The 21,557-nt window shown below is 40.1% G+C and carries 22 protein-coding genes and 2 pseudogenes; 20 read left to right on the top strand and 4 right to left on the bottom strand.

Annotation, left to right across the window (positions count from 1 at the left end):
* Window positions 1-120: 120 nt before the first annotated feature.
* The 6 genes and pseudogenes from glyQ to B5G52_RS17285 all read left to right on the top strand — a co-directional run bounded on the left by glyQ (window position 121) and on the right by B5G52_RS17285 (window position 4,487).
* Window positions 121-1,020 carry a glycine--tRNA ligase subunit alpha gene (glyQ, locus tag B5G52_RS17305; protein ID WP_087533901.1) on the top strand — a complete coding sequence of 300 codons (900 nt, stop codon included), beginning with the start codon at window positions 121-123 and terminating at the stop codon, window positions 1,018-1,020.
* Window positions 1,021-1,022: 2 nt separating this feature from the next.
* On the top strand, window positions 1,023-3,092 hold the full coding sequence (gene glyS, locus B5G52_RS17300) for a glycine--tRNA ligase subunit beta (RefSeq protein WP_087533900.1): 2,070 nt from the start codon (window positions 1,023-1,025) through the stop codon (window positions 3,090-3,092).
* 60 nt (window positions 3,093-3,152) lie between these two features.
* Window positions 3,153-3,602, top strand: coding sequence for a hypothetical protein (locus B5G52_RS17295; RefSeq protein ID WP_087533899.1), 450 nt, complete (start codon window positions 3,153-3,155; stop codon window positions 3,600-3,602).
* Window positions 3,603-3,663: 61 nt separating this feature from the next.
* Entirely contained in the window at window positions 3,664-4,137 is a 474-nt protein-coding gene (locus B5G52_RS17290) for a hypothetical protein (protein ID WP_087533898.1), read from the top strand.
* Window positions 4,110-4,253, top strand: a pseudogene (locus tag B5G52_RS22560) (hypothetical protein); the annotation flags it as partial. The gene B5G52_RS17290 and the pseudogene B5G52_RS22560, both read left to right, overlap by 28 nt.
* A 36-nt stretch (window positions 4,254-4,289) precedes the next feature.
* Window positions 4,290-4,487, top strand: a complete 198-nt coding sequence (locus B5G52_RS17285; protein WP_087533897.1) for a hypothetical protein — start codon at window positions 4,290-4,292, stop codon at window positions 4,485-4,487.
* A 37-nt stretch (window positions 4,488-4,524) separates the two neighbouring features.
* Here the strand turns inward: B5G52_RS17285 and tusA are convergent, their stop codons facing one another.
* The 3 genes from tusA to fadB form a co-directional block, all read right to left on the bottom strand.
* The gene (gene tusA / locus B5G52_RS17280) at window positions 4,525-4,764 is read right to left on the bottom strand and encodes a sulfurtransferase TusA (protein ID WP_087533896.1); all 240 of its coding nucleotides are present in this window, start codon (window positions 4,762-4,764) and stop codon (window positions 4,525-4,527) included.
* Between the two features lie 190 nt (window positions 4,765-4,954).
* Window positions 4,955-6,124: an acetyl-CoA C-acyltransferase FadA gene (gene fadA, locus B5G52_RS17275; RefSeq protein WP_087533895.1), complete on the bottom strand. Its 1,170-nt coding sequence runs from the start codon at window positions 6,122-6,124 to the stop codon at window positions 4,955-4,957.
* Window positions 6,125-6,128: 4 nt separating this feature from the next.
* Window positions 6,129-8,288, bottom strand: coding sequence for a fatty acid oxidation complex subunit alpha FadB (fadB, locus tag B5G52_RS17270; RefSeq protein ID WP_087533894.1), 2,160 nt, complete (start codon window positions 8,286-8,288; stop codon window positions 6,129-6,131).
* Window positions 8,289-8,498: 210 nt separating this feature from the next.
* Here fadB and B5G52_RS17265 point away from each other — a divergent pair, with 210 nt between their 5' ends.
* The 14 genes and pseudogenes from B5G52_RS17265 (at window position 8,499) to B5G52_RS17200 (ending at window position 19,270) form a co-directional block, all read left to right on the top strand.
* Window positions 8,499-10,385 (top strand): transglycosylase SLT domain-containing protein, encoded by a 1,887-nt coding sequence (locus B5G52_RS17265; RefSeq protein ID WP_087533893.1) that lies wholly within the window; start codon window positions 8,499-8,501, stop codon window positions 10,383-10,385.
* Window positions 10,386-10,464: 79 nt separating this feature from the next.
* Window positions 10,465-11,787 carry a Xaa-Pro dipeptidase gene (gene pepQ, locus B5G52_RS17260; protein WP_087533892.1) on the top strand — a complete coding sequence of 441 codons (1,323 nt, stop codon included), beginning with the start codon at window positions 10,465-10,467 and terminating at the stop codon, window positions 11,785-11,787.
* 57 nt (window positions 11,788-11,844) lie between these two features.
* Window positions 11,845-12,459 carry a YigZ family protein gene (locus B5G52_RS17255; protein WP_087533891.1) on the top strand — a complete coding sequence of 205 codons (615 nt, stop codon included), beginning with the start codon at window positions 11,845-11,847 and terminating at the stop codon, window positions 12,457-12,459.
* Between the two features lie 47 nt (window positions 12,460-12,506).
* On the top strand, window positions 12,507-13,958 hold the full coding sequence (locus B5G52_RS17250; RefSeq protein WP_087533890.1) for a TrkH family potassium uptake protein: 1,452 nt from the start codon (window positions 12,507-12,509) through the stop codon (window positions 13,956-13,958).
* 83 nt (window positions 13,959-14,041) lie between these two features.
* A complete protein-coding gene (locus tag B5G52_RS17245; RefSeq protein WP_087533889.1) occupies window positions 14,042-14,722 on the top strand; it encodes a flagellar brake protein in 681 nt (226 codons plus the stop codon).
* A gap of 460 nt (window positions 14,723-15,182) precedes the next feature.
* A complete protein-coding gene (locus B5G52_RS17240) occupies window positions 15,183-15,395 on the top strand; it encodes a calmodulin (protein WP_087533888.1) in 213 nt (70 codons plus the stop codon).
* Window positions 15,396-15,462: 67 nt separating this feature from the next.
* Window positions 15,463-15,681 carry a calmodulin gene (locus B5G52_RS17235; RefSeq protein WP_087533887.1) on the top strand — a complete coding sequence of 73 codons (219 nt, stop codon included), beginning with the start codon at window positions 15,463-15,465 and terminating at the stop codon, window positions 15,679-15,681.
* A 121-nt stretch (window positions 15,682-15,802) separates the two neighbouring features.
* Window positions 15,803-16,015, top strand: a complete 213-nt coding sequence (locus B5G52_RS17230) for a calmodulin (RefSeq protein WP_087533924.1) — start codon at window positions 15,803-15,805, stop codon at window positions 16,013-16,015.
* A gap of 417 nt (window positions 16,016-16,432) precedes the next feature.
* A pseudogene (locus B5G52_RS17225) lies at window positions 16,433-17,006 on the top strand (DUF998 domain-containing protein).
* Window positions 17,007-17,046: 40 nt separating this feature from the next.
* Complete coding sequence (locus B5G52_RS17220; RefSeq protein ID WP_087533886.1) at window positions 17,047-17,466, top strand: GNAT family N-acetyltransferase; 420 nt, start codon at window positions 17,047-17,049, stop codon at window positions 17,464-17,466.
* A 13-nt stretch (window positions 17,467-17,479) separates the two neighbouring features.
* Window positions 17,480-17,944, top strand: a complete 465-nt coding sequence (locus B5G52_RS17215; protein WP_087533885.1) for an OsmC family protein — start codon at window positions 17,480-17,482, stop codon at window positions 17,942-17,944.
* A gap of 485 nt (window positions 17,945-18,429) precedes the next feature.
* Window positions 18,430-18,642 carry an EF-hand domain-containing protein gene (locus B5G52_RS17210; protein ID WP_087533884.1) on the top strand — a complete coding sequence of 71 codons (213 nt, stop codon included), beginning with the start codon at window positions 18,430-18,432 and terminating at the stop codon, window positions 18,640-18,642.
* 131 nt (window positions 18,643-18,773) lie between these two features.
* Complete coding sequence (locus tag B5G52_RS17205) at window positions 18,774-18,986, top strand: calmodulin (RefSeq protein WP_087533883.1); 213 nt, start codon at window positions 18,774-18,776, stop codon at window positions 18,984-18,986.
* A gap of 68 nt (window positions 18,987-19,054) precedes the next feature.
* The gene (locus B5G52_RS17200; RefSeq protein WP_087533882.1) at window positions 19,055-19,270 is read left to right on the top strand and encodes an EF-hand domain-containing protein; all 216 of its coding nucleotides are present in this window, start codon (window positions 19,055-19,057) and stop codon (window positions 19,268-19,270) included.
* Window positions 19,271-19,360: 90 nt separating this feature from the next.
* On the opposite strand, the gene B5G52_RS17195 is transcribed toward B5G52_RS17200, so the two are convergent.
* Entirely contained in the window at window positions 19,361-21,511 is a 2,151-nt protein-coding gene (locus B5G52_RS17195) for a TonB-dependent siderophore receptor (protein WP_254911238.1), read from the bottom strand.
* Window positions 21,512-21,557 lie beyond the last annotated feature (46 nt).

Raw genomic sequence — 21,557 nt, 5'->3', positions numbered from 1 at the left:
GAGCCTTATGGCTCCTTTTTTATTGGCTGCAATTGCACAAACTGCTTAAAACATGACTACGCACAAGGTATACTGAGGGTAATATTCACGCTACATCACAGCAGATACTAAAAGCCAAATATGCAAAAATATGACGTTAAAACCTTTCAAGGTTTGATCCTGGCTTTACAGGATTACTGGGCACAGCAAGGTTGTGTCATTATTCAGCCACTCGATATGGAAGTTGGCGCGGGTACATTTCACCCTCAAACATTCTTAAAGTCTATTGGCCCTGAGCCAATGTCTAGCGCCTACGTACAACCGTGTCGCCGTCCTACTGATGGCCGTTATGGTGAAAACCCTAACCGCTTACAACATTACTACCAATTTCAAGTAGTATTAAAGCCATCACCAGAGAACATCCAAGAGCTTTACTTAGGCTCTTTAGCAGCTGTAGGCATTGATACGTTAACTGATGAAGTGCGCTTCGTAGAAGACAACTGGGAATCACCTACATTAGGTGCGTGGGGCCTAGGTTGGGAGATTTGGTTAAACGGCATGGAAGTAACACAGTTTACCTACTTCCAACAAGTCGGTGGCTTAGAGTGTTCACCAGTCACTGGTGAAATTACTTATGGCCTTGAGCGTTTAGCTATGTATATTCAGGGCGTAGACAGTATTTACGATCTGGTATGGGCAGATGGTCCAATGGGACGCGTTACCTATGGTGATGTATTCCATCAAAACGAAGTCGAGCAATCAACTTATAACTTTGAACACGCAAACGTTGCAGACTTGTTTGCACAGTTTGATAAATGTGAAGCTGAGAGCGAAAAGCTAATTGAAGCTGGCTTACCATTACCTGCCTACGAGCAAGTAATGAAAGCATCGCACGCATTTAACTTACTGGATGCTCGTCACGCGATTTCTGTGACAGAACGCCAACGTTATATATTACGTGTTCGTGCATTATCTAAAGCATGTGCACAAAGTTATTATGATGCACGCGAAGCCCTTGGCTTCCCGCTTTGTAAGGATTAACCATGTCAGCACAAAATTTATTAGTAGAAATTGGCACCGAAGAATTGCCACCAAAAGCGCTGCGTAAACTTGCAGAAGCATTTGCTGAAAACCTAACAGCAGAACTTGAGGGGCTAGAGTTAGCTCATCAAGGTGTAAAATGGTATGCATCACCACGTCGTTTAGGTTTACAAGTGACAGCGCTTGAAGCACAACAACAAGATAAAGAAGTTGAAAAACGTGGCCCAGCGACAAAAGCTGCATTTGACAGCGAAGGTAACCCAACTAAAGCGGCTATGGGTTGGGCACGCGGTTGCGGTATTGATGTTAAAGACGCACAAAATCTTGAAACAGATAAAGGCGCATGGTTATTACATATTGCCAAAGTAGCAGGTAAAGAAACCACCGCTTTATTAAACGACGTAGTAAATAAGGCGTTAGCGAAACTGCCAATTCCAAAGCCAATGCGTTGGGGCGCGAATAAAACACAATTTATTCGCCCGGTGCATACTGCCACTATTTTATTTGGCGATAAGCTAATTGAAGGCGAAGTACTTGGCAAAGCAATTAATAACCAGCTGCAAGGACACCGCTTTCATCATCCAGAAAAAATTAGCATTAACCATGCTGATGAAGTTTTTGACGTACTTAAATCTGCACACGTTGTTGCCGATTACGAGGAACGTAAAGCACAAATTCGCAGCCAAATTGAAGCTGCAGCAAAAGCCGTTAATGCTGTGGTTGCGATGGATGAAGATTTACTAGAAGAAGTAACTTCTTTAGTAGAGTGGCCAGTTACCCTGACCGCAACATTTGAAGAGGCGTTTTTAGATGTACCAGCAGAAGCGCTGATCTACACCATGAAAGACGACCAAAAATACTTCCCGTTACTAGATCAAGATGGCAAGCTGCTTAATAAGTTTTTATTTGTTTCAAACATTGAAAGTAAAAACCCAAGTGTTGTTATCGCGGGTAACGAAAAAGTTGTACGCCCACGTTTAGCGGATGCGCAGTTCTTTTTTGAAACAGATAAAAAGAAAACCCTCGAAAGCCGTTTAGAATCTTTAGATAGCGTATTGTTCCAAAAACAACTGGGCACGCTAAAAGATAAGTCTGAGCGTATTGCTGCACTTGCTGGTTATATTGCTGAACAACTCGGTACAGATAAAGCGCTCGCAGAGCGCGCCGGCTTACTAAGTAAAACAGACTTAATGACCGAAATGGTAATGGAATTTACTGACGTACAAGGTGTTATGGGCATGCATTACGCACGTCATGACGGTGAAGCCGAAGACGTAGCCATTGCGCAAAATGAGCAGTACATGCCGCGCTTTGCAGGCGACAGTTTACCAACAAACTTAATCAGCTGTGCGGTTGCCATTGCTGATAAGTTTGACACGCTAGTGGGTATCTTCGGAATTGGCCAAGCACCAAAAGGCGATAAAGACCCGTTTGCACTTCGTCGTGCTGCAATTGGTGCGTTACGTATCATGGTAGAGAAAGAGCTGCCATTAGATATCCTAGACTTAGTTGCTAAATCACAAAGCTTATTTGGCGAAAAGCTAACTAACTTAAATGTATCGACAGATGTGTTTGAATTTATGCTTGGCCGCTTCCGTGCTTGGTATCAAGATGAAGGCATTCAAGTAGATGTAATTCAAGCGGTACTGGCACGTCGCCCGACTAAGCCTGTTGATTTTGACCGCCGTGTTAAAGCGGTAAGTCACTTCCGCACTTTAGATGCCGCAGAAGCACTTGCAGCGGCTAATAAGCGCGTAAGCAACATTCTTGCTAAGAATGATATTACGAGCCAAGGCAAGGTCGATGAGAGCTTATTAAGCGATGATGCTGAAAAAGTTCTCGCTTCACAGGTTGCTAAATTCGCAACTGATCTTGCACCTTTATACGCCGCAGGTGATTATCAAGAAGCATTAGTGCAATTGGCGGGTATCCGCGAAAGTGTTGATAATTTCTTTGATAACGTGATGGTAATGGCAGACGATGAAGCCGTTAAGCAAAATCGTTTAGCACTGTTAAGTCAATTAAGTGGCTTATTTTTGGATATTGCTGATATTTCTGTACTGCAGAAGTAAGTTCAGCGTAGCTTAAAAAGCCAGCAGCTATGCTGGCTTTTTTGTCTTAGAGGTTAACCTATGAAACGTATTTTAACGCTTGCGGTAGTTAGCTTATTAACCGCATGTTCGAGTCAGGTCCAACTCCCTAGCATTGATGACGTATTACCTAGTAAAGAGCTAGATAAAACCATGTACTTACGAGGCGATTTCACCTTATGGGACGCAGAGCCGCAATATCAGTTTGAACAAGTTGCCCCCGCGATTTACCAAGCCAATGTTAAGTTTTCAACACCTGGTAAAGTATACGAATTTAAAATTGCCGATGCCGACTTTAGCGAAGGCTACAATTGTGGTTACAGTGAAGCCGCACCAGCAGGGCAGTCATTAGTACTTGGCCAAGCCGCCATTGCCGACTGTAATACCATCTATAATTACTTCAGCTTCACCCCAGCAATTAAAGGCAGCTACATTGTTAGCATCGATTATCGTAATTACGATGAACCAAAAGTGACGATAATTAAAAAGTAAAGGTTCTAGGGAGTAGGTTTTAGGCTCTAGGCTTGAGCCTTTAATCATAAGGTAGCTTATTATGCAATTTGAGTATGCAACAAAAAGTGAGTTTCAAAGAGTTCTTAATGAAGCTGTGTTTTTATTTCAAGAAACATTCAACTCATATTATCAAAGCTCTGAGGAAGGAAGTCTACAATACCTTTCAATAAAAAAGTTACTTAATCATTGTCAAAGCATTTCGGTAATTCTAGATGGAACATCATTTGAAGCTATAGAGAATAGTACTCAGGTTGACCATGCTTCTGCAAAAGTATTATTGAGAAGTATAATTGAAATATATGCAACTCTAACGTCGCTATTTTGGTTTGAAGGTAAGGATATTCTGAATGAGCGAGAGTTTAGATTCTTAGTTTATAAATATTCTGGTTTTAAAAGTAGGCAAAAACTGAATCATGATGGAATTAATAGTAATGAACTAAGAGAAAAGATTAAAAGTGAAAAAAATAAAATTAAAATCATTAAAAAATTAATTCAGAAAAAGGTTCTGAGTTAGGCAAAAAGAAAGAGCATTTAAATAAGATCCTAGATAATGGTTGGGGAGCAAAATCGATATCACAAAGATTAGAGGATACCTCATTACCTAAGTTTATAAAGCTTCAATATTCATATCTATGCGGGTACTCACATTCTGGATTTGATTCATATATGCAATTAGTTCAAGATGAAAGTAGTAATGTAAGAAAAACTATAAGTAAAGAGTTTCTCTATTTCACTACATCGTTTTTGCTGGCAAAATTGAATCAAGCTTCGTTATTTAATTTAGCTGATAACATAGAAGTTAAAACAGAATTAAATGAAACTTATAAGCTATTAAAAAAATATGACACAAACTATTCTGATTAGCACCTAGCACCTAGCACCTAGCACCTAGAGTCTCGTTTCAAAGCCCTTTCTTCACCAAATACCTATACGGTACGGCATCAACTTCTTTAGCTATTAGCGTGTGATCCATGAACGTGCAGAAGCTGGGGATGTCGCGGGTGGTTGAGGGATCGTCTGCGATGATCAGTAAGGTTTCGCCTTCTGTCATTTTACGTACCGCACTACGGATCATCATCACAGGCTCTGGGCAGCGAAGGCCGATGGCGTCTAATTGGTGATCGGGGTTATCAAAACTCATGGCGGTGAACCTTATCAAGTGGCGCTTAACGATTAATTTAAGGCTGCTAGTTTAACGACCTCGCTGCAATAAATAAAGTCACTTCAGTTATGCTTTTTAAGCTACAAAGCACAGCATATAAAAAAGCCGCGCAGATTTATAAATCTGCGCGGCTTTTTATCACCAAGAGTTGGTTACGTGTATAAGCTAATTAGTCTTGTACACGTTCAAATACAGTTGCGATGCCTTGGCCTAAACCAATACACATAGTAGCTAAACCATATTTTGCGTTTTTGTCTTCCATTAAGTGAATAAGTGACGTGCTAATACGCGAACCTGAACAACCAAGCGGGTGTCCAAGTGCAATTGCGCCGCCATTTAGATTCACTTTTTCATCAACCACATCTGCAAGACCTAAGTCTTTTAATACGGGTAATGATTGTGCTGCGAATGCTTCGTTAAGTTCAGCAACGTCGATGTCATCAATAGTGATACCCGCTTGTGCAAGTGCTTTTTTACTTGCTGGTACTGGGCCGTAACCCATGATTGATGGATCGCAACCTGCAACCGCCATTGCTTTAACACGAGCACGAATTGGTAGGCCCAATGCTTTGGCTTTTTCTTCGCTCATTACTAGCATTGCTGATGCGCCGTCAGAAAGTGCTGAAGAAGTACCAGCAGTAACAGAGCCCGTAGCAGGGTTAAATACTGGACGTAGCTGCGATAGGCCTTCTACTGTTGTTTCTGGGCGAATTACTTCGTCGTCTTCAACAAGAATTAATGAGCCATCTGCATCGTGACCTTCCATTGCGAGAATTTCACGGCGGAAACGGCCTTCAACAGTTGCAGCATGTGCACGTTGGTGTGAACGGTAAGCAAATTCATCTTGCTGCTGACGGCTAATGCCGTGAATAGTAGCAAGGTACTCTGCAGTTAAACCCATTGAACCAGACGCTTGTGCGATTGATGTTGCTAAGCCTGGGTGAAAGTCATTACCATGAGTCATAGGTACGTGGCCCATGTGCTCAACACCACCAATGAGGTAAGTGTCACCAGCGCCAGTCATAATTGCGCGAGCAGCGTCATGCAATGCTTGCATAGATGAGCCACATAAGCGGTTTACTGTCGTTGCTGGTACTGAATGCGGAATACCGGCAAGTAATGATGCGTTACGAGCAACGTTAAAGCCTTGCTCTAAAGTTTGTTGTACACAACCCCAATAAATATCATCAATTGATGCTGGATCAACGGCTGGGTTACGTTCTAGTAAGCCCTTCATCAGATGGGCACTTAAGTCTTCCGCACGCTTGTGTTTGAATACGCCGCCCTTTGAGCGACCCATTGGTGTGCGGATACAATCTACAATTACTGGATTATTCATGATATTAACCTTCCACCTTATAGAAAACACGGCCTTCTTCAGCCCATTGGCGAGTTTGCTCTGATACTTGGTAAATCGCACCTAGATGAGCGTACTTGTCTGCTGTTGCAACAAAGTTAGCTAAACCAGTTTGATCTAAGTAACGGAACGCGCCGCCTCTAAATGGAGGGAAACCGATACCGTAAATAAGCGCCATATCTGCTTCTTGTGGCGAAGCAACAATGCCTTCTTGTAAACAAAGGAGTACTTCGTTAATCATTGGCACCATACAGCGGTCAATAATTTCTTGTTTATCAAATTCTTTTGCTGCATCAGTGATTGAGCTAAGTAACTCTACAGCCTGTGGGTCTTGAGCTTTTTTCAAGCGACCACGGCGGTCTGGTGCGTATTGGTAGAAGCCTACTTTGTTCTTTTGACCAAAACGTTTTTCGTTGGCAAATACGGTAACAGGATCTTTTTCTTGACGAGACATACGCTCAGGGAAACCGTCAGCCATTACGCCAGTACAATGATAAGCTGTATCGATACCTACAACATCTAGTAAGTAGGCTGGGCCCATAGGCCAACCAAATACGCTTTCCATTACTTTATCTACTTTGGCAAAGTTAGCGCCTTCAACAACGAGCTTGCTAAAGCCTGCAAAGTAAGGGAATAAAACACGGTTAACAAAGAAGCCTGGGCAATCGTTAACAACAATCGGTGATTTACCCAATTTTAATGCGTAATCTACCACTGCATTAATTGTTTGCTCAGACGTTTTTTCGCCGCGAATAATTTCTACAAGTGGCATTTTAGGCACTGGGTTAAAGAAGTGCATACCACAGAAGTTTTCAGGCTTTTCTAGCGCAGTTGCTAATTCATCAATACGAATAGTTGAGGTATTAGATGTAAGCACGGTGCCTTCTGGCATGTCTTTTTCAAGTTGCGATAGCACAGCTTGCTTAACTTTAGGGTTTTCAACAACGGCTTCAACAATGATATCAGCGCTTTGTAAGTCGCTATCATTTAGAGTCGGTTTGATTTTACCTAGTGTGGCAACCATTTTATCCATTGCCATGTGGCCGCGCTTCACTTTAGCACCTAATAGTTTAGATGCTTCACCCATACCTAAATCAAGTGCATCCTGTTGGATGTCTTTCATTATAATAGGCGTGCCTTTATACGCAGATTGGTAAGCGATACCGCCACCCATGATGCCTGCGCCTAATACAGCAGCTTGCTTGATTTCTACATCGCTGGTTTTAGCTGATTTACGTGCTTTACCTTTGATGTATTGATCAGCAAGGAAAATACCTGTTTGTGCTGCGGCTTCTGGAGTACGTGCAAGTTTGGCGAAGTTCGTGTTTTCGATTGCCATTGCTTCATCGCGAGTACAGTTTGCCGCTGCTTTAATAGTACGAATTGCCATAACTGGTGCAGGATAATGGCCTTTGGTTTTACCCATAACCATACCTTCAGCCATTGCAAAGCTCATGCCTTGCTCAACGCGGTTTAATTTAAGCGGTTGTAGCTTAATATTACGTTTCGCTTGCCAATCTAACTTTCCAGAGATAGCTAGTTCAAGTGTTGAAATACTTGACTCTAAAAGTTTGTCAGCACTAACTACCGCATCAACTGCGCCTACTTTAAGGGCATCTGCAGCGCGGTTCTCTGTGCCAGAAGTGATCCACAGCATCGCATTATCAGCACCAACTATGCGTGGTAGACGAACTGTGCCACCAAAACCAGGCATAATACCAAGTTTAACTTCTGGAAGGCCAATTTTAGCTGTAGTACTGGCAACGCGGTAATCGGTAGCAAGTACCCACTCACAGCCGCCGCCAAGTGCTAAGCCGTTTATCACGCTTAGCGTTGGGAATGGTAAATCTTCTAAAGCGTCAAATACATCAGTGGCATCTTTGATCCATGTTACTAATTCAGCTTCTGGTTTAGTAAACGTTGGTAAAAATTCAAAAATATCGGCGCCAATAATAAAGTGCTCTTTATCACTGGTAAAAATCATGCCTTTGATATCATTATTTGCTGCTAATTCTTTTAATGCAGAAGCGCAATCTTTCAAGGTTTGCTGAGACAAAGTGTTTACAGAACCTGCAACACAAAATTTGAACTCGGCGATATTATCCTTGATGAAAGCAACTTCAAAGGAATCGCTCTTATATAACATTATTATTCTCCCTAGTGTGTGAACTAAGACTGGTACGATGAGTTTGCATTTCAATCAGTGTGCTTGCTTTAAATTAAAAATGCAACGAAAAATTTACTATGCTGAGTTACTACTGGTTAAAATATAGCTGGTTTGGTGCTAAGGTGTAGGTGAAGTTTTTAGCTGAATTTATATTTTTATTTTTGAGTACTTTTAATCGTAAAGGTCATCATGAAAAAACATTTATTAGGTTGGACGGCAGCTGCATTATTTCTCCCTTTTTTTTCTGCCGGGGCCAATGACAAACATGACGCGTTTTTAGACGCTGAAAAAAAAGTACGTTATAGCGACTATAAAGAATTTCAAGACGTTATTAATAACTTGGATCACCCACTTAAGCCGTATGTCGAGAAAACCTATTGGCAGCGACATCCAAATGTGAAGTATCAAACAGAGATTGAAAATTACTTAACGATTTATCAAAACACACCACTTGAATGGCCAGTGCGTAAATCTTGGCTACAATATTTGCGTAAGCATGATCACAAGGCTACTTACATAAATAACTACCGTAAAACGGCTAACAATGAACTTACCTGTACTTACTTGCAATACCAGCTTGATTTAGGCGCGCCAGAAAAAGCAATTTTAAGCCAAGTGAGTGATTTGTGGGTGGTTGGTAAGTCACAACCAAAGGAATGCGACTCGTTATTTAGTTTATGGAGCAAAAAAGGTTATCTTAACCAAGCTCGTGTTTGGCAGCGTATTACTTTAGCCGCTCAAGGTGGCGACAGGAATTTACTTTCGTATTTAAAAACGTTACTTCCGAAAAGTGAACAGTACTTAGCTGACTTATACAAAAAAGTACGCAGTGATCCAAGTGCCGCTGCTGGGCTTTATCGTTATAAAAATAAAACAGTTAAAGAAAGTGAAATTGCGCACTATGGTGTGAAGCGATTAGTTTGGCGTGATAGAGACTTGGCACTAAAAGCGTGGGAAAAGCTTGATAAGATGTTTGATTACTCTGATGAGCAAAAAGCAGATGTGTATTACACCTTCGCTTTGTCATTAGCATCGAGTGGACATAAACAAGCGCGGTTCTGGTTAAACAAAGTGCCTAAGGAGCGCCAAGATCGTAAATTAATGCAGTGGCAATTGGGTAATATGTTAAAAGCTCAAGATTGGTCGGGCATTGTGGCGTTTTTTACTGGTAAAGAAAACCTTAGCCTTGGCCAGCAGTATTGGCTTGCTTATAGTTTAGCGCAGCGCGGTGATACACAGCGTGCCAATGCAATTTGGCAAACGGTGGCGAAAGAGCGCGATTACTATGGGTTTTTAGCTGCTGCGAGATTAAATATACCAGTGCAATTAAACAATCAACCTTTGCAAGTCAGTGATGCGTTAGTAGCAGAAGTTGCACAAGCACCAGGTTTTAAGCGCGCCAAAGCGCTTTATGAGCTAGAGCGTTTTACCTCAGCGAGACGAGAGTGGAATTATCTTACACGTACCTCCAGTGAACAAGAAAAGCTCGCAGCGTCAAAGCTTGCGGCAGAGCTTGATTGGTACGATAGTACTATTTATACCTTAGCTCAAATTAAAGCATGGGATTATGTTGAGCTGCGTTTTCCATTTGCCTTTCAAGACTTATTTGAACGCTATAGCAAACGCAATCATATTGATATGACGTGGAGCATTGCTATATCGCGTCGCGAAAGTTCATTTGCGCCCGACGCACGCTCTCATGCTAATGCACGTGGTTTAATGCAGTTACTACCTAGCACAGCAAAATACGTAAACAAAAGCACTGTATCTAGTACGCGGCTTAACCAACCAAAAACCAATATTCGTTTAGGTACTCAGTATTTAGAGTACTTAAAAAAGAAAAATCATGGAAATGAAGTACTAGCTACAGCATCGTATAATGCAGGATATCATCGTATAAAACGCTGGTTACCTGATGATGCAATGCCCGCGGAGTTATGGGTGGAGTTGATCCCATATCGTGAAACACGTAATTACGTTAAAAATGTGTTTGCTTATCGCCAGGTGTATCACACACGTTTAGGGCGAGAGGGTAATATACTTGAACCGATACTCGACATGAAAATGGGCGGTTAACCATTTTAGGTACGCTTTGGCCGTTATATGAGTCTATGGTAGACTCTTGCACAAGTTAAATTTAACAGATGGGTTTACTATGGATAAATTAGCCGTTTCATACGCCGAACATATTGCAACACTGCAACAGCGTACGCGTACTATTATTGATCGTGAAGGTTTAGAAGGTTTAGTGATTCATTCGGGTCAAGCTAAACGTCAGTTTTTAGACGACATGTATTACCCGTTTAAAGTTAATCCTCATTTTAAAGCTTGGTTACCGGTCATCGATAATCCTCATTGTTGGATTGTGGTGAATGGCAGTGATAAGCCAAAACTGATTTTTTATCGCCCCGTTGATTTTTGGCACAAAGTACCTGATGAACCTCGAGATTTTTGGGCTGATTACTTTGATATTGAACTTCTTTTAAAGCCAGATCAGGTTGAGAAGTTATTACCGTATGATAAAGAAAAGTACGCTTATATCGGTGAGTATCTCGAAGTAGCGCAAGCGCTTGGCTTTAGCGTTATGAATCCTGAGCCGATTATAAATTATCTAAACTATCATCGTGCATATAAAACACAATATGAACTTGAATGCTTACGCCAAGCAAACAGTATCGCGGTAGATGGCCACAAAGCAGCGCGAGATGCTTTCTTTGCTGGTGGTTCTGAGTTTGATATTCAACAAGCCTATTTGATCGCAACACGTCAAAGTGAAAACGAAATGCCGTATGGCAACATTGTTGCACTTAACGAAAATTGCGCTATTTTGCATTATACGCACTTTGACCCAGTAGCACCTAAAGAGCATAAATCATTTTTAATCGATGCTGGTGCTAACTTTAATGGTTATGCCGCAGATATTACCCGTACTTATGACTTTAAAAAGTCAGGTGAATTTGCAGATTTGATCAAGGTTATGACTGAGCATCAAATTGCCTTAGGCAACGCCTTAAAGCCAGGCTTATTGTACGGTGAGTTGCACCTTGATTGTCATCAACGTGTGGCGCAGGTATTAAGTGATTTTAATATTGTTAAGCTACCAGCTGCTGAAATTGTTGAACGCGGTATTACATCAACCTTCTTCCCGCATGGGCTTGGCCATCACCTTGGCTTGCAGGTTCATGATATGGGCGGTTTTATGGCTGATGAGAAAGGCGGCCATCAAGCGCCACCAGAAGGGCACCCGTTTTTACGATGTACTCGTTTAATTGAAAAGAACCAAGTGTTTACAATTGAGCCTGGGTTATATTTTATCGATTCATTATTAGGTGATTTAGCGCAAACTGACAACAAACAGTTTATTAACTGGGAAAAAGTTGAAGCATTCAAACCATTTGGTGGTATTCGTATAGAAGATAACATCATAGTACACGAAGATAGCTTAGAGAATATGACGCGCGACTTACACTTAGATTAAGTCGTAAGCTAGCGAGAGAAGGGGCCTGTTGGCCCCATTTTTTTGGTTAAGTAAAATATGTCAGAATACAAATACCCTGCAGATGATGTGTTTCATCAAGAAGAAATAAAAAAGAGTACGTTTATTGTGCATATTGCACATACCCCAGATTTAGCTGCAGCCAAAGCATTTATAAAAAATATTGAAGAAAAGTACGCCGATGCGCGGCATAACTGTTGGGCTCACGTTGCTGGAAACCCAGGGGGCAGTCATGTATATGGATTTTCAGATGATGGAGAACCAAATGGTACTGCTGGCAAACCTATGCTTAATGTTTTAGTTGGATCTGGCTTGGGTGAAGTTACAGCGGTAGTTACCCGTTATTTTGGTGGGATTAAACTGGGTACCGGTGGCTTGGTGCGTGCTTACGGTGGCTCTTTAAATAACGCTTTAGCAAAATTAAACACTGTGGTGAAAGTACCCAGTGTAGAGCTTACAGGTTTTACTGATTACAGCATACAAGGTGCGATTGAACAATTATTAAAAACAAAATATCAAGTACTTAATATTGAAAAGCAATTTACTGCTAATATTGAATGGACTATTGCTATAGATAGCCGCGAGGCAGCTCAAGCAATCAAAGATATTTATGATTTGAGCCATGGCGCGGTTGAGTTAAAAGTTAAACAGTAAGACAATAACCAGCAGTTAATGAAAATACCTAAATAAGCGATAGCTAAATGCAATTTCGTACCATAATAAAAATTCTTGGCCAACTTGTTGTACTGTTTAGTATTACCATGGTCCCGCCAGCAGTTGTATCATTGATATATAAAGATGGTGGTGGTGTACCATTTGTATTGGCATTTATTTTTAGTGTTGTTATTGGCTTAATCGCATATTATCCAAATAGACAAGAGCATGGTGATTTAAAAGCACGCGAAGGGTTTTTAATTGTGGTGCTATTTTGGTTAGTGCTGGGGGCATTTGCTTCTATTCCGCTTATCTTTTTGCAAGAACCGAATCTCTCTCTGGCTGACGCAGTATTTGAAGCATTCTCAGGCCTTACCACTACTGGGGCGACTGTATTAACAGGGATAGAATATTTACCTAAATCGGTATTATTCTATCGCCAACAACTTCAATGGCTTGGTGGAATGGGGATTATTGTACTGGCCGTTGCTATATTACCAATGCTTGGTGTTGGTGGTATGCAGTTATATAGAGCTGAAATACCTGGCCCAGTTAAAGACTCAAAAATGACCCCGCGTATAGCTGATACAGCTAAGCATCTTTGGTACATTTATGTATCGCTAACTATTACATGTATGCTGGCGTATTGGGCTGCAGGGATGGATTGGTTTGATGCTATTTGCCATGCATTTTCCACTATAGCTATTGGCGGCTTTTCCACTTATGACGCATCAATAGGTCACTTTGATAGTCCACTAATTAACTTTATCTGTGTGGTCTTTTTAATTATCGCAGCTGTAAATTTTACGCTTCATTATGCTGCCGTTTCTAGTCGCAACTTAAAAATTTATATTCGAGATCCAGAGTTTAAAGTATTTTTGTTTATTCAATTGGCATTAGTTGTTGTGTGTTTTACAGTATTGTCGTCGAATAACATTTACGCTAATGGCGATGAAACCCTTGATCAGGCTTTATTCCAAGCTGTATCTATGAGTACTACCGCAGGGTTTGCCACAGACACCTTTTCTACATGGCCATTGTTTTTACCTATCTTGTTAATTTTCTCTAGTTTTATTGGTGGTTGCGCGGGCTCTACGGGTGGTGGAATGAAAGTTGTGCGCGTGTTCTTACTTTACTTACAAGGTGTGCGCGAGCTTAATCGGCTGGTACATCCGCGGGCAATCTACTCAATTAAACTGGGCCGTAAAGCACTTCCAGACAAAGTTGTTGAAGCTGTATGGGGATTTTTCTCTGCGTACGCACTCGTATTCGTCATCATAATGTTAGCTTTGATGGGAACGGGTATGGATAACATTACCGCTTTCTCGGCAACTGCTGCCTGCTTGAATAACTTAGGGCCAGGACTTGGTGAGGTAGCTAGCCATTATGGTGCCGTGAGCGATGCAGCTAAGTGGCTATTAACCATAGCTATGGTGTTTGGTCGATTAGAAATATTTACGCTATTAGTATTGTTTACACCAACATTCTGGCGAGGATAGTTCAGACTTTAGGGTTATCGCTGTTCTATCTCTATTTAGGTTAATATCAATACTCTATTAATATTAGTATGTGGTGAAAGGGAATGCCAAAAACGAAGTTACAGCTCAATTTAGAAAAGCTGGGTAAGATCACTGCGGGAACACTTGTTGATGTAGAAATACTGACTCCCACAGACAGCAAGCGAGTAAAAACTGAATTTATTGGGCTTCTCAATAATCGTTTTATTGTACTTAACTACCCATCGGTCAGACGTTTACATAACGCAGGTGAATATCTTAAAGATGGTGTAGTGCTTATTATTCGAGCTGTACTTGAAAGTGGAGGGGGACAGGTTATTGCCTTTCGCCAACAAGTTATGTCAGTTGCATCACACCCTGCAAGGTTGATTTTTATAGACTTTCCAACACAAGTACAACTATTTAGTTTACGCTCACATACGCGCATACCCACCTTGTTGCCTGCAGAAATTAAACTAAGTGATGAGCGCCAGTGGCTAGGGGTTATTAAAGACATCTCGGCAACTGGAGTTATGTTTGAAATTAAAAGCAAAGAAGACTTATCAAGTCTCAAAAATACTCAGTGTAATATCTTACTTGATAAAGAGAATAAGGGGATGAAAGAGTTTAGTGGGCAAATATGCAGTGTTCGTAGTTTGGCGACTCAGGTGCAGTTTGGTGTGCAGTTACATGCAAGTGAAGATGAAATGAAAAAATTTATGAAAGATCACTTTATCGATCTCTCCGTGTTAGAACCTTTGGTTTAAAATGTCTTTGTTGATATTCGCTATTTTGCAACAAGAGGGTGAATATCTTGAAATTAGGCATTTAACTTTCCCCTTTATTATCGCTATATAATAAATTAGATATTAATTATCAGGTAGTTATAGTTCCTGTTTGATATTTAATAATATCGATTAATTTATTTTTTTATGCTTCATTCGTATATTTAACAATCCTATTTCGACTTGAAAAAATCATAGACGTAGATTTTGTATCATCCCAGAATATTCTAAGTGTTTGATTTTAATTTGAATTTAATTTTCCTGTTGTCGCTGTTGCAAAAAGGCAACAAAAATACCTACCAAAAATGACGAAACAATCAAATATTAATCTTAATTACTTGATATTAAATGTGTTTTCAATGTTGGCATTGAAGTTGTAATAGTCATATTACAACAAACGAAACGCGAGTTAATCGCAGCCATAACTTGAAGGAATATAATTATGAACACGTTAAATAAAACATTAGCACTAATCGCATTAGCTTCGTCATCAGCTGCATTTGCAGGGACAGACTTTGATACGTTGGATATCGACGGCAGTGGCGCAATCAGCCAAAGTGAAGCGTCAGTAGATACTGAGTTACTAAGCAAGTTCGCAGAGCTTGATACTGACCAAAATGGCGAACTATCAAAAGAAGAGTACTCAAAAGCTTAATTCTTTTGCATGGAATGTTGAAAAGGATTTCTTAAATATTTAAAACGGCAATGAAAGGAGCTTAGTAATGAGTTCATTTAGCAAAGCAATAGCACTTATAGCGATAACTTGTTCATCATCTGTATTTGCATTTGAGGCATTAGATTTTAACACCCTAGATGTAAATGATGATGGTGCGATTAGTTTGGTTGAAGCCAAAGAAGATGCTGAGTTATTTAATCAATTTGCACAGCGTGATGCTGACCAAAATGGTGAGTTATCAAAAGAAGAGTATTCAAGAGCATAACTGAGTTTATCCTGAGTTGCCAAAGACAACCTAAGTGGGCAAGGAGCTCATGACAAAGGATAACAAGGATGGTGATACTAAATTTACGCATTTTTTTGATAGTACATTGAAGGATTATATTATGAATAGATTAAACAAAACATTAGCACTTATTGCACTAGCATCTTCATCTGCGGCTTTTGCAGCTGTAGATTTTGATGAGCTGGATATTGATGGCAGTGGTGCACTTAGCCAGCAAGAAGCATCAATGGGTGGCATTACCTCAGCAACATTTGCTGAGCTTGATACCGATGGCAACGGTGAGTTATCAAAACAAGAGTTTGATAACGCATAAATTTAGCCTGTGCTTACTCGAAATGGATTTTACCCTAAATTAAAGCAGCCAACCCCAGGCTGCTTTTTTCATATTTAATACGCAAAGTATACAAGGTCACTGAACGAGTTTATTATCATGGTAGTTTGACTGCACATGGCAGTAAATTATGTTTTAACTTTTAGCTTATACCCAAGCCACCTCAAGATGCAGAATTCAGCGTTTCACAGGGGCTTAATATCAAGGCGTTACTTTGCAAGAATGGTCATCCCTTTTAAGAAGTAACAACGATGGGAGTAAGTCCCTGTGAAGCGCCCAAAGGGTTGGTTTAAAAGCGATTTATACTGCGTTATTGATTTTAACAAGGGAACAACCATTATTTGCAATCAATGCCTTGCCTAAATCGCTTTTAATTCCAACTGAAACTCGCATTTTGAGGTGGCTTGGGTATATACTGCAATTATCGCAAGTATTTGGATTGTAATTGGTGTTTTTACAGTCGCTAAACTCTACCCTAGTTATAGCCATAATAAACAATTTTGCAGCGAGCTTGGCGCAGCAGGAAGTGCGACAGAAAAATTATCTCCCCTTATAAACAACTACCCTTTAGGCATACTTTTTTGCGCTTTTGGTTGGTATGTAATTAATCTTGAAAATGCACCTATATTAGTTGTTTTAGTGGGCTGGCTTTCTGTTGTCCTTGTTACAGGAATTTGGGGCGCTGGGTGTTTCCCAATGGATGCAAACCCTTATACTGAATCACCTACTGTAACTTGCCAAATCCATTCTTGAGCAGGGTTAGTTATGCTATTGTCATTATTGATCGCGCTAATTTTAATCGCGATAAGTGATTACTTATCCATTAGCTTTAGAGTGTTTTTAGCCTGCTTTGTTTGCGTCACCTTTCAGACTAACTAAAGCATTTAAACAGCGCACAAATGCAGGGGCTTATCAAAGGTTAGCATATGGTGAGCAGTTGATTTGGCTAAGCGCTTTTTCTTTAACTATTTAAGCTTACCGGTTTTAGTGTATGAGTGCAGGAGCCATATTTTATGCTAGACGATAAATTGATAGTGGAGTTTAACGCCCCGACCCTTGAAGAATATATTTTTTTGAGGGAAAAAGTAGGATGGGGTGAGTTAGATGAACAGATGGCAAGTGTTAGTTTACATAACTCACTATTTCATGTTGTGATCCGTCAAAAACAGCGACTGGTTGGTATGGGTCGCGTAATTGGTGATGGAGGCTTATTTTTTTATGTTCAAGATGTGGTTGTCAGTCCTGACTTACAGGGACAAGGTATAGGTACATTAATTATGGATAATATAGAAGGGTACTTAGCGGGCGCGGCAAAAAAAGGTGCAACGGTAGGTTTGTTTTCAGTTAAAGGGAGGGAGAGTTTTTATAATCGTTATAATTACCGTGACAGACCTAATGCAGTATTAGGCTGCGGGATGTGTAAATTTATATAAGGTGGGAGTTTTAATGTCTGAGTATAGTGCGAAAGTGACTTGGTCACGCAACCCTAGCGAATCGTTTGTAGATAATAAATACAGCCGAGCTCACCAGTGGCAGTTTGATGGTGGAGCTAACGTTGAAGCCTCGTCATCGCCACATATCGTGCCATTACCTTACTCAGTTGCTGAAAATGTTGACCCCGAAGAAGCTTTTGTAGCCTCACTTTCGAGTTGTCATATGTTGTTCTTTTTATCAATCGCTGCAAAAAAGCGGTTTGTGGTTGAGAGTTATACCGATAACGCTATTGGAGTAATGGAAAAAGGGGATGATAACCGTATGGCCATGACTGAGGTTGTGTTAAAACCGTGCGTTAAGTTCTCTGGCGAGCAAGCAACAGCTGAGCAGCTTGAAAAAATGCATCACCAGGCACATGAGCTTTGTTTTATCGCAAACTCGGTAAAGACCAAAGTAACTACAGAAGTTGTTTTGTAAAATAAAACGCAGTGATTTAAATCACTGCTTTCGCTTATTTGCAACAAACCTTACGATTTATACAAATACGACGAATTAATTCATAGGTTTTATAAAAATAAATTTAATAATTTAATTTAATCAATATGTTAAGAAGTTAAATAAATTTAATACACTTCCTCAAAAAAATGCTGTTCAGCAAGCGTTTACCTCTATTTTAGTTAATAAAACTGTTCTAATTATCCCCTCTTCAATATTGTTTCTTTTTTATTAAATCTAACCAATTGAAAATAAATGCTTTTATTTTTGTTGGGAAAGTGATGTTGCTAAACAGCAACATATTTTTTAGTGAGTAGTCGTTATTATTGCTGTTTTTCACCTTAACTTAATGTTTTAAAAGGGTTTGTTAATCTTGGCATTGAAGTTGTAATACTTAACTCGAACGAAACGAAAACGTGGTTAAGCTTTTAATCGCATCGTACATAAACTTTGAAGGAAGATTGATTATGAACACATTAAATAAAACCTTAGCACTTATCGCACTAGCTTCTTCATCAGCGGCATTTGCTGCTACAGACTTCGATACGCTTGACGTAGATGGTAATGGCGCAATAAGCCAAAGCGAAGCATCAGTTGATGCTGCATTAATGAGTAAGTTTACAGAGCTGGATACAGACGGCAACGGTGAGCTTTCGAAAGAAGAGTTTGCTAAAGCTTAATGGTTGCAAACCGAACGTTTTTTGCGAGTAAATTCTGAGTTGCCCAAGACAACCTAAATAGGCAAGGAGCCTATGACAAAGGATAGCAAGGATTCAAGCCTTTTTTTATAAAACAGTGAAGGAATATAAATATGAAAACATTAAATAAAACATTAGCACTTATTGCGCTTGCATCTTCATCAGCAGCGTTTGCTGCAACAGATTTCGACACCCTAGACGTTGATGGTAATGGTGTAATTAGTCAAAGCGAAGCGTCGGTGGATGCAAAGTTGATGAGTCAATTTTCAGAGCTTGATACTGATGGCAATGGTGAGCTTTCAAAACAAGAGTTTTCAGAAGCTTAATGTGAATTTTATCGCATAATGGATCTCTGAAAAGGATTTCTTACCCTTATTTTATTAGGATACAAATTATGAAACATATTAATACAACACTTGCTATTATCGCCCTTGCTTCTTCATCTGCTGCTTTTGCTGCCGTAAGCTTTGATACATTCGATACTGATGGCGATGGCGTAATTAGCCAAAAAGAAGCCTCAGTGAATGCGCAGCTTGTTGAGATTTTCTCAGCGTTAGATACAGACCAAAATGGTGAGCTTTCAAAAGAAGAGTTTTCTAAAGTACAGTAGTACTGTTTGGTAATAGAAAATACGGTAATTTCACTTCATAAACGTTAAAGCAGCTTTACCTTATAAAATAGGTAAAGCTGTTTTTTATGTTTACAGATTATAATTAAATTGCAGTGAAAACTTACGTGGGCTGCCATAACGGTATTGATTATAAAATCCGATTTGGTTGTAATAAGTTTTATCAAATAAATTATCGATGTTTACACTAACGGACATTTGCGAGTTAATTTGATAACTGCTCATAAGGCTTGCAACTCCATAACTTGATTGCTCCACTTCAACTTGACCGTATACAGGATTTTTTACCTCGTCATAACTACGGCTTTGCCAACGATAACCCGCACCAATTTTCAAATCTTCTACAATGTTGTTTAATTTGTAAGTCGTGAATAACTTAAATTGGTTTTTTGGGTTGGTGGTATTGAGAATATCACCTTCAGGCGTTTCACCTTCGCTGTAAGTGTAACCAAAGTAGCCATCCCACTCGTCATTCAAGGCGCCATTAAGTTCAAACTCAAAACCTTGGGTGACTGTACCATCGATAGGTTGGTAAATTGCTTGAAGAGTATCAGGAATAGTTTCACCGGTGTATTCACCTACATTGTCTTGATGAATTTCAAACCCTGATAATGCGATATCTAAACGCTCGTCTATCAATGAGGCTTTGATACCAACCTCATAGTTTTGACCTTGAATGGGATCAAGGTAATTACCATGTTTGTCGACCCGACTTTGCGGGGTAAATATGTCAGTGTAATTAGCATAAAGCGCCCAATTATCTGCCAAACTAAAAGTAGCACCTAAATAATTGGTTAGCTCGTTATCTAATTCATAATCATGTTTGCTGCCAAAGTTATCTTGATCGGTTTGCCACTGATTTAACCGGCTGCCTAAAATCAATGAGAATGAATTTGTTAAATTAAGTTGTGAAGCAAAGTACAAAGCACTTTGTTCTGTTGTGCCATAAGAGCCATATGCGGCTGCAGTTTGCCAAGTTGGTTGTGGGTAGTCATAGTTCGGGGCTGTAAAGTCACCGATGATTTTTGCGTCTTCTTGCCCTGGGAAGTAGGGCGTTGCAAAATCTTGCTCTTGGCTATTGTAACCAAACATGATTTGGTGACTTTGTTCTAACCAGTTAAATCTGCCGGTAAGCTCTATCTCATAGGTGCGCTGAATTCTCTTGGCATCGATAAAGTTTAATGAACCTGGTGTCATACCTATATTTGTCTGCGCGTCAGGGTGGCCCGTCGCCCAAAATACATCGTATTCTAAATCGTTGTTACCATATATATAGCTAGCACTAAGCTGCCAGTTAGCATTAAAGTCATGATCAATACGAATAAAGCTATTTAGCGCATTTGTTGTTGAAGAAGACCAGCTAGGTGCTGTTGATGTTTCTCTATCATAGTTAGTACGCGAACCATCGCTATAAAAAATAGGTAAACCGCCAGACATAGTCCCTTTAGGCGTGGTTTTTTGGTTATCAATAGCAACTGTTAGCAGTGTATTATCGGTTAAATCAGCTTCAACAATACCGTATAGGGTTGTTTTATCTTGAGAAAACCTATCTTGATATGAGTGCTGATCTTGGTATGCAATAACTGCACGAGCACGGACTGTTTCACTATTATTTAAGCTACTCGATGCATCAACAACCCCGCGATAATTTTGCCATGAGCCTACAGAGGCTGAAATATTGATCTGCTGAGTTGCAGTAGGGCGCTTTCGTATTAAGTTAATTGCTGCAGATGGATTACCTGCACCTAGCATTAAGCCTGTCGCGCCACGTACAATCTCTACCCGTTCATAAATAGCCGTATCAGTTAGGTTATCGCCATAGTTAAAGCGAGTATCATAAGTGGTGGCAATACCGTCATATAAAATACTGGTCACACTAATGCCGCGAGCTGATATAGAAAACTTACCATTATCAGCTTCCCTAGCGTTAATGCCTGTTACGCTGGTTATGGCGTCAATAGTGCTTGTAAGTTGTTGGTCAGCCATAAACTCACTTGTTACAGCAACAACAGATTGCGGCGTTTTTAAATGAGATAAATCAAGGCCTGTTGCAGAGTTCATGGAGTCAACTTTATAGCCGCTGTGCTTTTCGCCGACAACGGTTAGTTTCTCAATATCATTATGTGCTTTTGCTGCAATTGATTGAGAGAGCGTTGAAAATAAAATACCAATGACGCTGCAGTAAGTAAGGGAGAGTGGTGTTTTTAATACAGAGTGTAACATCTGAAGAAGTCCATTTTTATAGATTGATGATATGGAATTAGTTATC

Origin of the sequence: Pseudoalteromonas sp. A601 (genome assembly GCF_002165575.1) — a bacterium.
Classification (GTDB): Bacteria; Pseudomonadota; Gammaproteobacteria; order Enterobacterales; family Alteromonadaceae; genus Pseudoalteromonas.
The sequence above is the reverse complement of the archived record's forward strand: the minus strand, read 5'-3'. Positions and strand labels throughout refer to the sequence as shown.

What these genes read in the sequence shown, in the direction of transcription:
- B5G52_RS17250 (WP_087533890.1), top strand. Translation starts at nt 12,507, where the DNA reads ATGCAATTTCGTACCATAATAAAAATTCTTGGCCAACTTGTTGTACTG.
- fadB (WP_087533894.1), bottom strand. Translation starts at nt 8,288, where the DNA reads ATGTTATATAAGAGCGATTCCTTTGAAGTTGCTTTCATCAAGGATAAT.
- tusA (WP_087533896.1), bottom strand. Translation starts at nt 4,764, where the DNA reads ATGAGTTTTGATAACCCCGATCACCAATTAGACGCCATCGGCCTTCGC.
- fadA (WP_087533895.1), bottom strand. Translation starts at nt 6,124, where the DNA reads ATGAATAATCCAGTAATTGTAGATTGTATCCGCACACCAATGGGTCGC.
- B5G52_RS17220 (WP_087533886.1), top strand. Translation starts at nt 17,047, where the DNA reads ATGCTAGACGATAAATTGATAGTGGAGTTTAACGCCCCGACCCTTGAA.
- B5G52_RS17205 (WP_087533883.1), top strand. Translation starts at nt 18,774, where the DNA reads ATGAAAACATTAAATAAAACATTAGCACTTATTGCGCTTGCATCTTCA.
- B5G52_RS17290 (WP_087533898.1), top strand. Translation starts at nt 3,664, where the DNA reads ATGCAATTTGAGTATGCAACAAAAAGTGAGTTTCAAAGAGTTCTTAAT.
- B5G52_RS17285 (WP_087533897.1), top strand. Translation starts at nt 4,290, where the DNA reads ATGCAATTAGTTCAAGATGAAAGTAGTAATGTAAGAAAAACTATAAGT.
- B5G52_RS17245 (WP_087533889.1), top strand. Translation starts at nt 14,042, where the DNA reads ATGCCAAAAACGAAGTTACAGCTCAATTTAGAAAAGCTGGGTAAGATC.
- B5G52_RS17210 (WP_087533884.1), top strand. Translation starts at nt 18,430, where the DNA reads ATGAACACATTAAATAAAACCTTAGCACTTATCGCACTAGCTTCTTCA.
- B5G52_RS17295 (WP_087533899.1), top strand. Translation starts at nt 3,153, where the DNA reads ATGAAACGTATTTTAACGCTTGCGGTAGTTAGCTTATTAACCGCATGT.
- B5G52_RS17215 (WP_087533885.1), top strand. Translation starts at nt 17,480, where the DNA reads ATGTCTGAGTATAGTGCGAAAGTGACTTGGTCACGCAACCCTAGCGAA.
- B5G52_RS17195 (WP_254911238.1), bottom strand. Translation starts at nt 21,511, where the DNA reads ATGTTACACTCTGTATTAAAAACACCACTCTCCCTTACTTACTGCAGC.
- glyQ (WP_087533901.1), top strand. Translation starts at nt 121, where the DNA reads ATGCAAAAATATGACGTTAAAACCTTTCAAGGTTTGATCCTGGCTTTA.
- glyS (WP_087533900.1), top strand. Translation starts at nt 1,023, where the DNA reads ATGTCAGCACAAAATTTATTAGTAGAAATTGGCACCGAAGAATTGCCA.
- B5G52_RS17235 (WP_087533887.1), top strand. Translation starts at nt 15,463, where the DNA reads ATGAGTTCATTTAGCAAAGCAATAGCACTTATAGCGATAACTTGTTCA.
- B5G52_RS17240 (WP_087533888.1), top strand. Translation starts at nt 15,183, where the DNA reads ATGAACACGTTAAATAAAACATTAGCACTAATCGCATTAGCTTCGTCA.
- B5G52_RS17200 (WP_087533882.1), top strand. Translation starts at nt 19,055, where the DNA reads ATGAAACATATTAATACAACACTTGCTATTATCGCCCTTGCTTCTTCA.
- B5G52_RS17230 (WP_087533924.1), top strand. Translation starts at nt 15,803, where the DNA reads ATGAATAGATTAAACAAAACATTAGCACTTATTGCACTAGCATCTTCA.
- B5G52_RS17255 (WP_087533891.1), top strand. Translation starts at nt 11,845, where the DNA reads ATGTCAGAATACAAATACCCTGCAGATGATGTGTTTCATCAAGAAGAA.
- pepQ (WP_087533892.1), top strand. Translation starts at nt 10,465, where the DNA reads ATGGATAAATTAGCCGTTTCATACGCCGAACATATTGCAACACTGCAA.
- B5G52_RS17265 (WP_087533893.1), top strand. Translation starts at nt 8,499, where the DNA reads ATGAAAAAACATTTATTAGGTTGGACGGCAGCTGCATTATTTCTCCCT.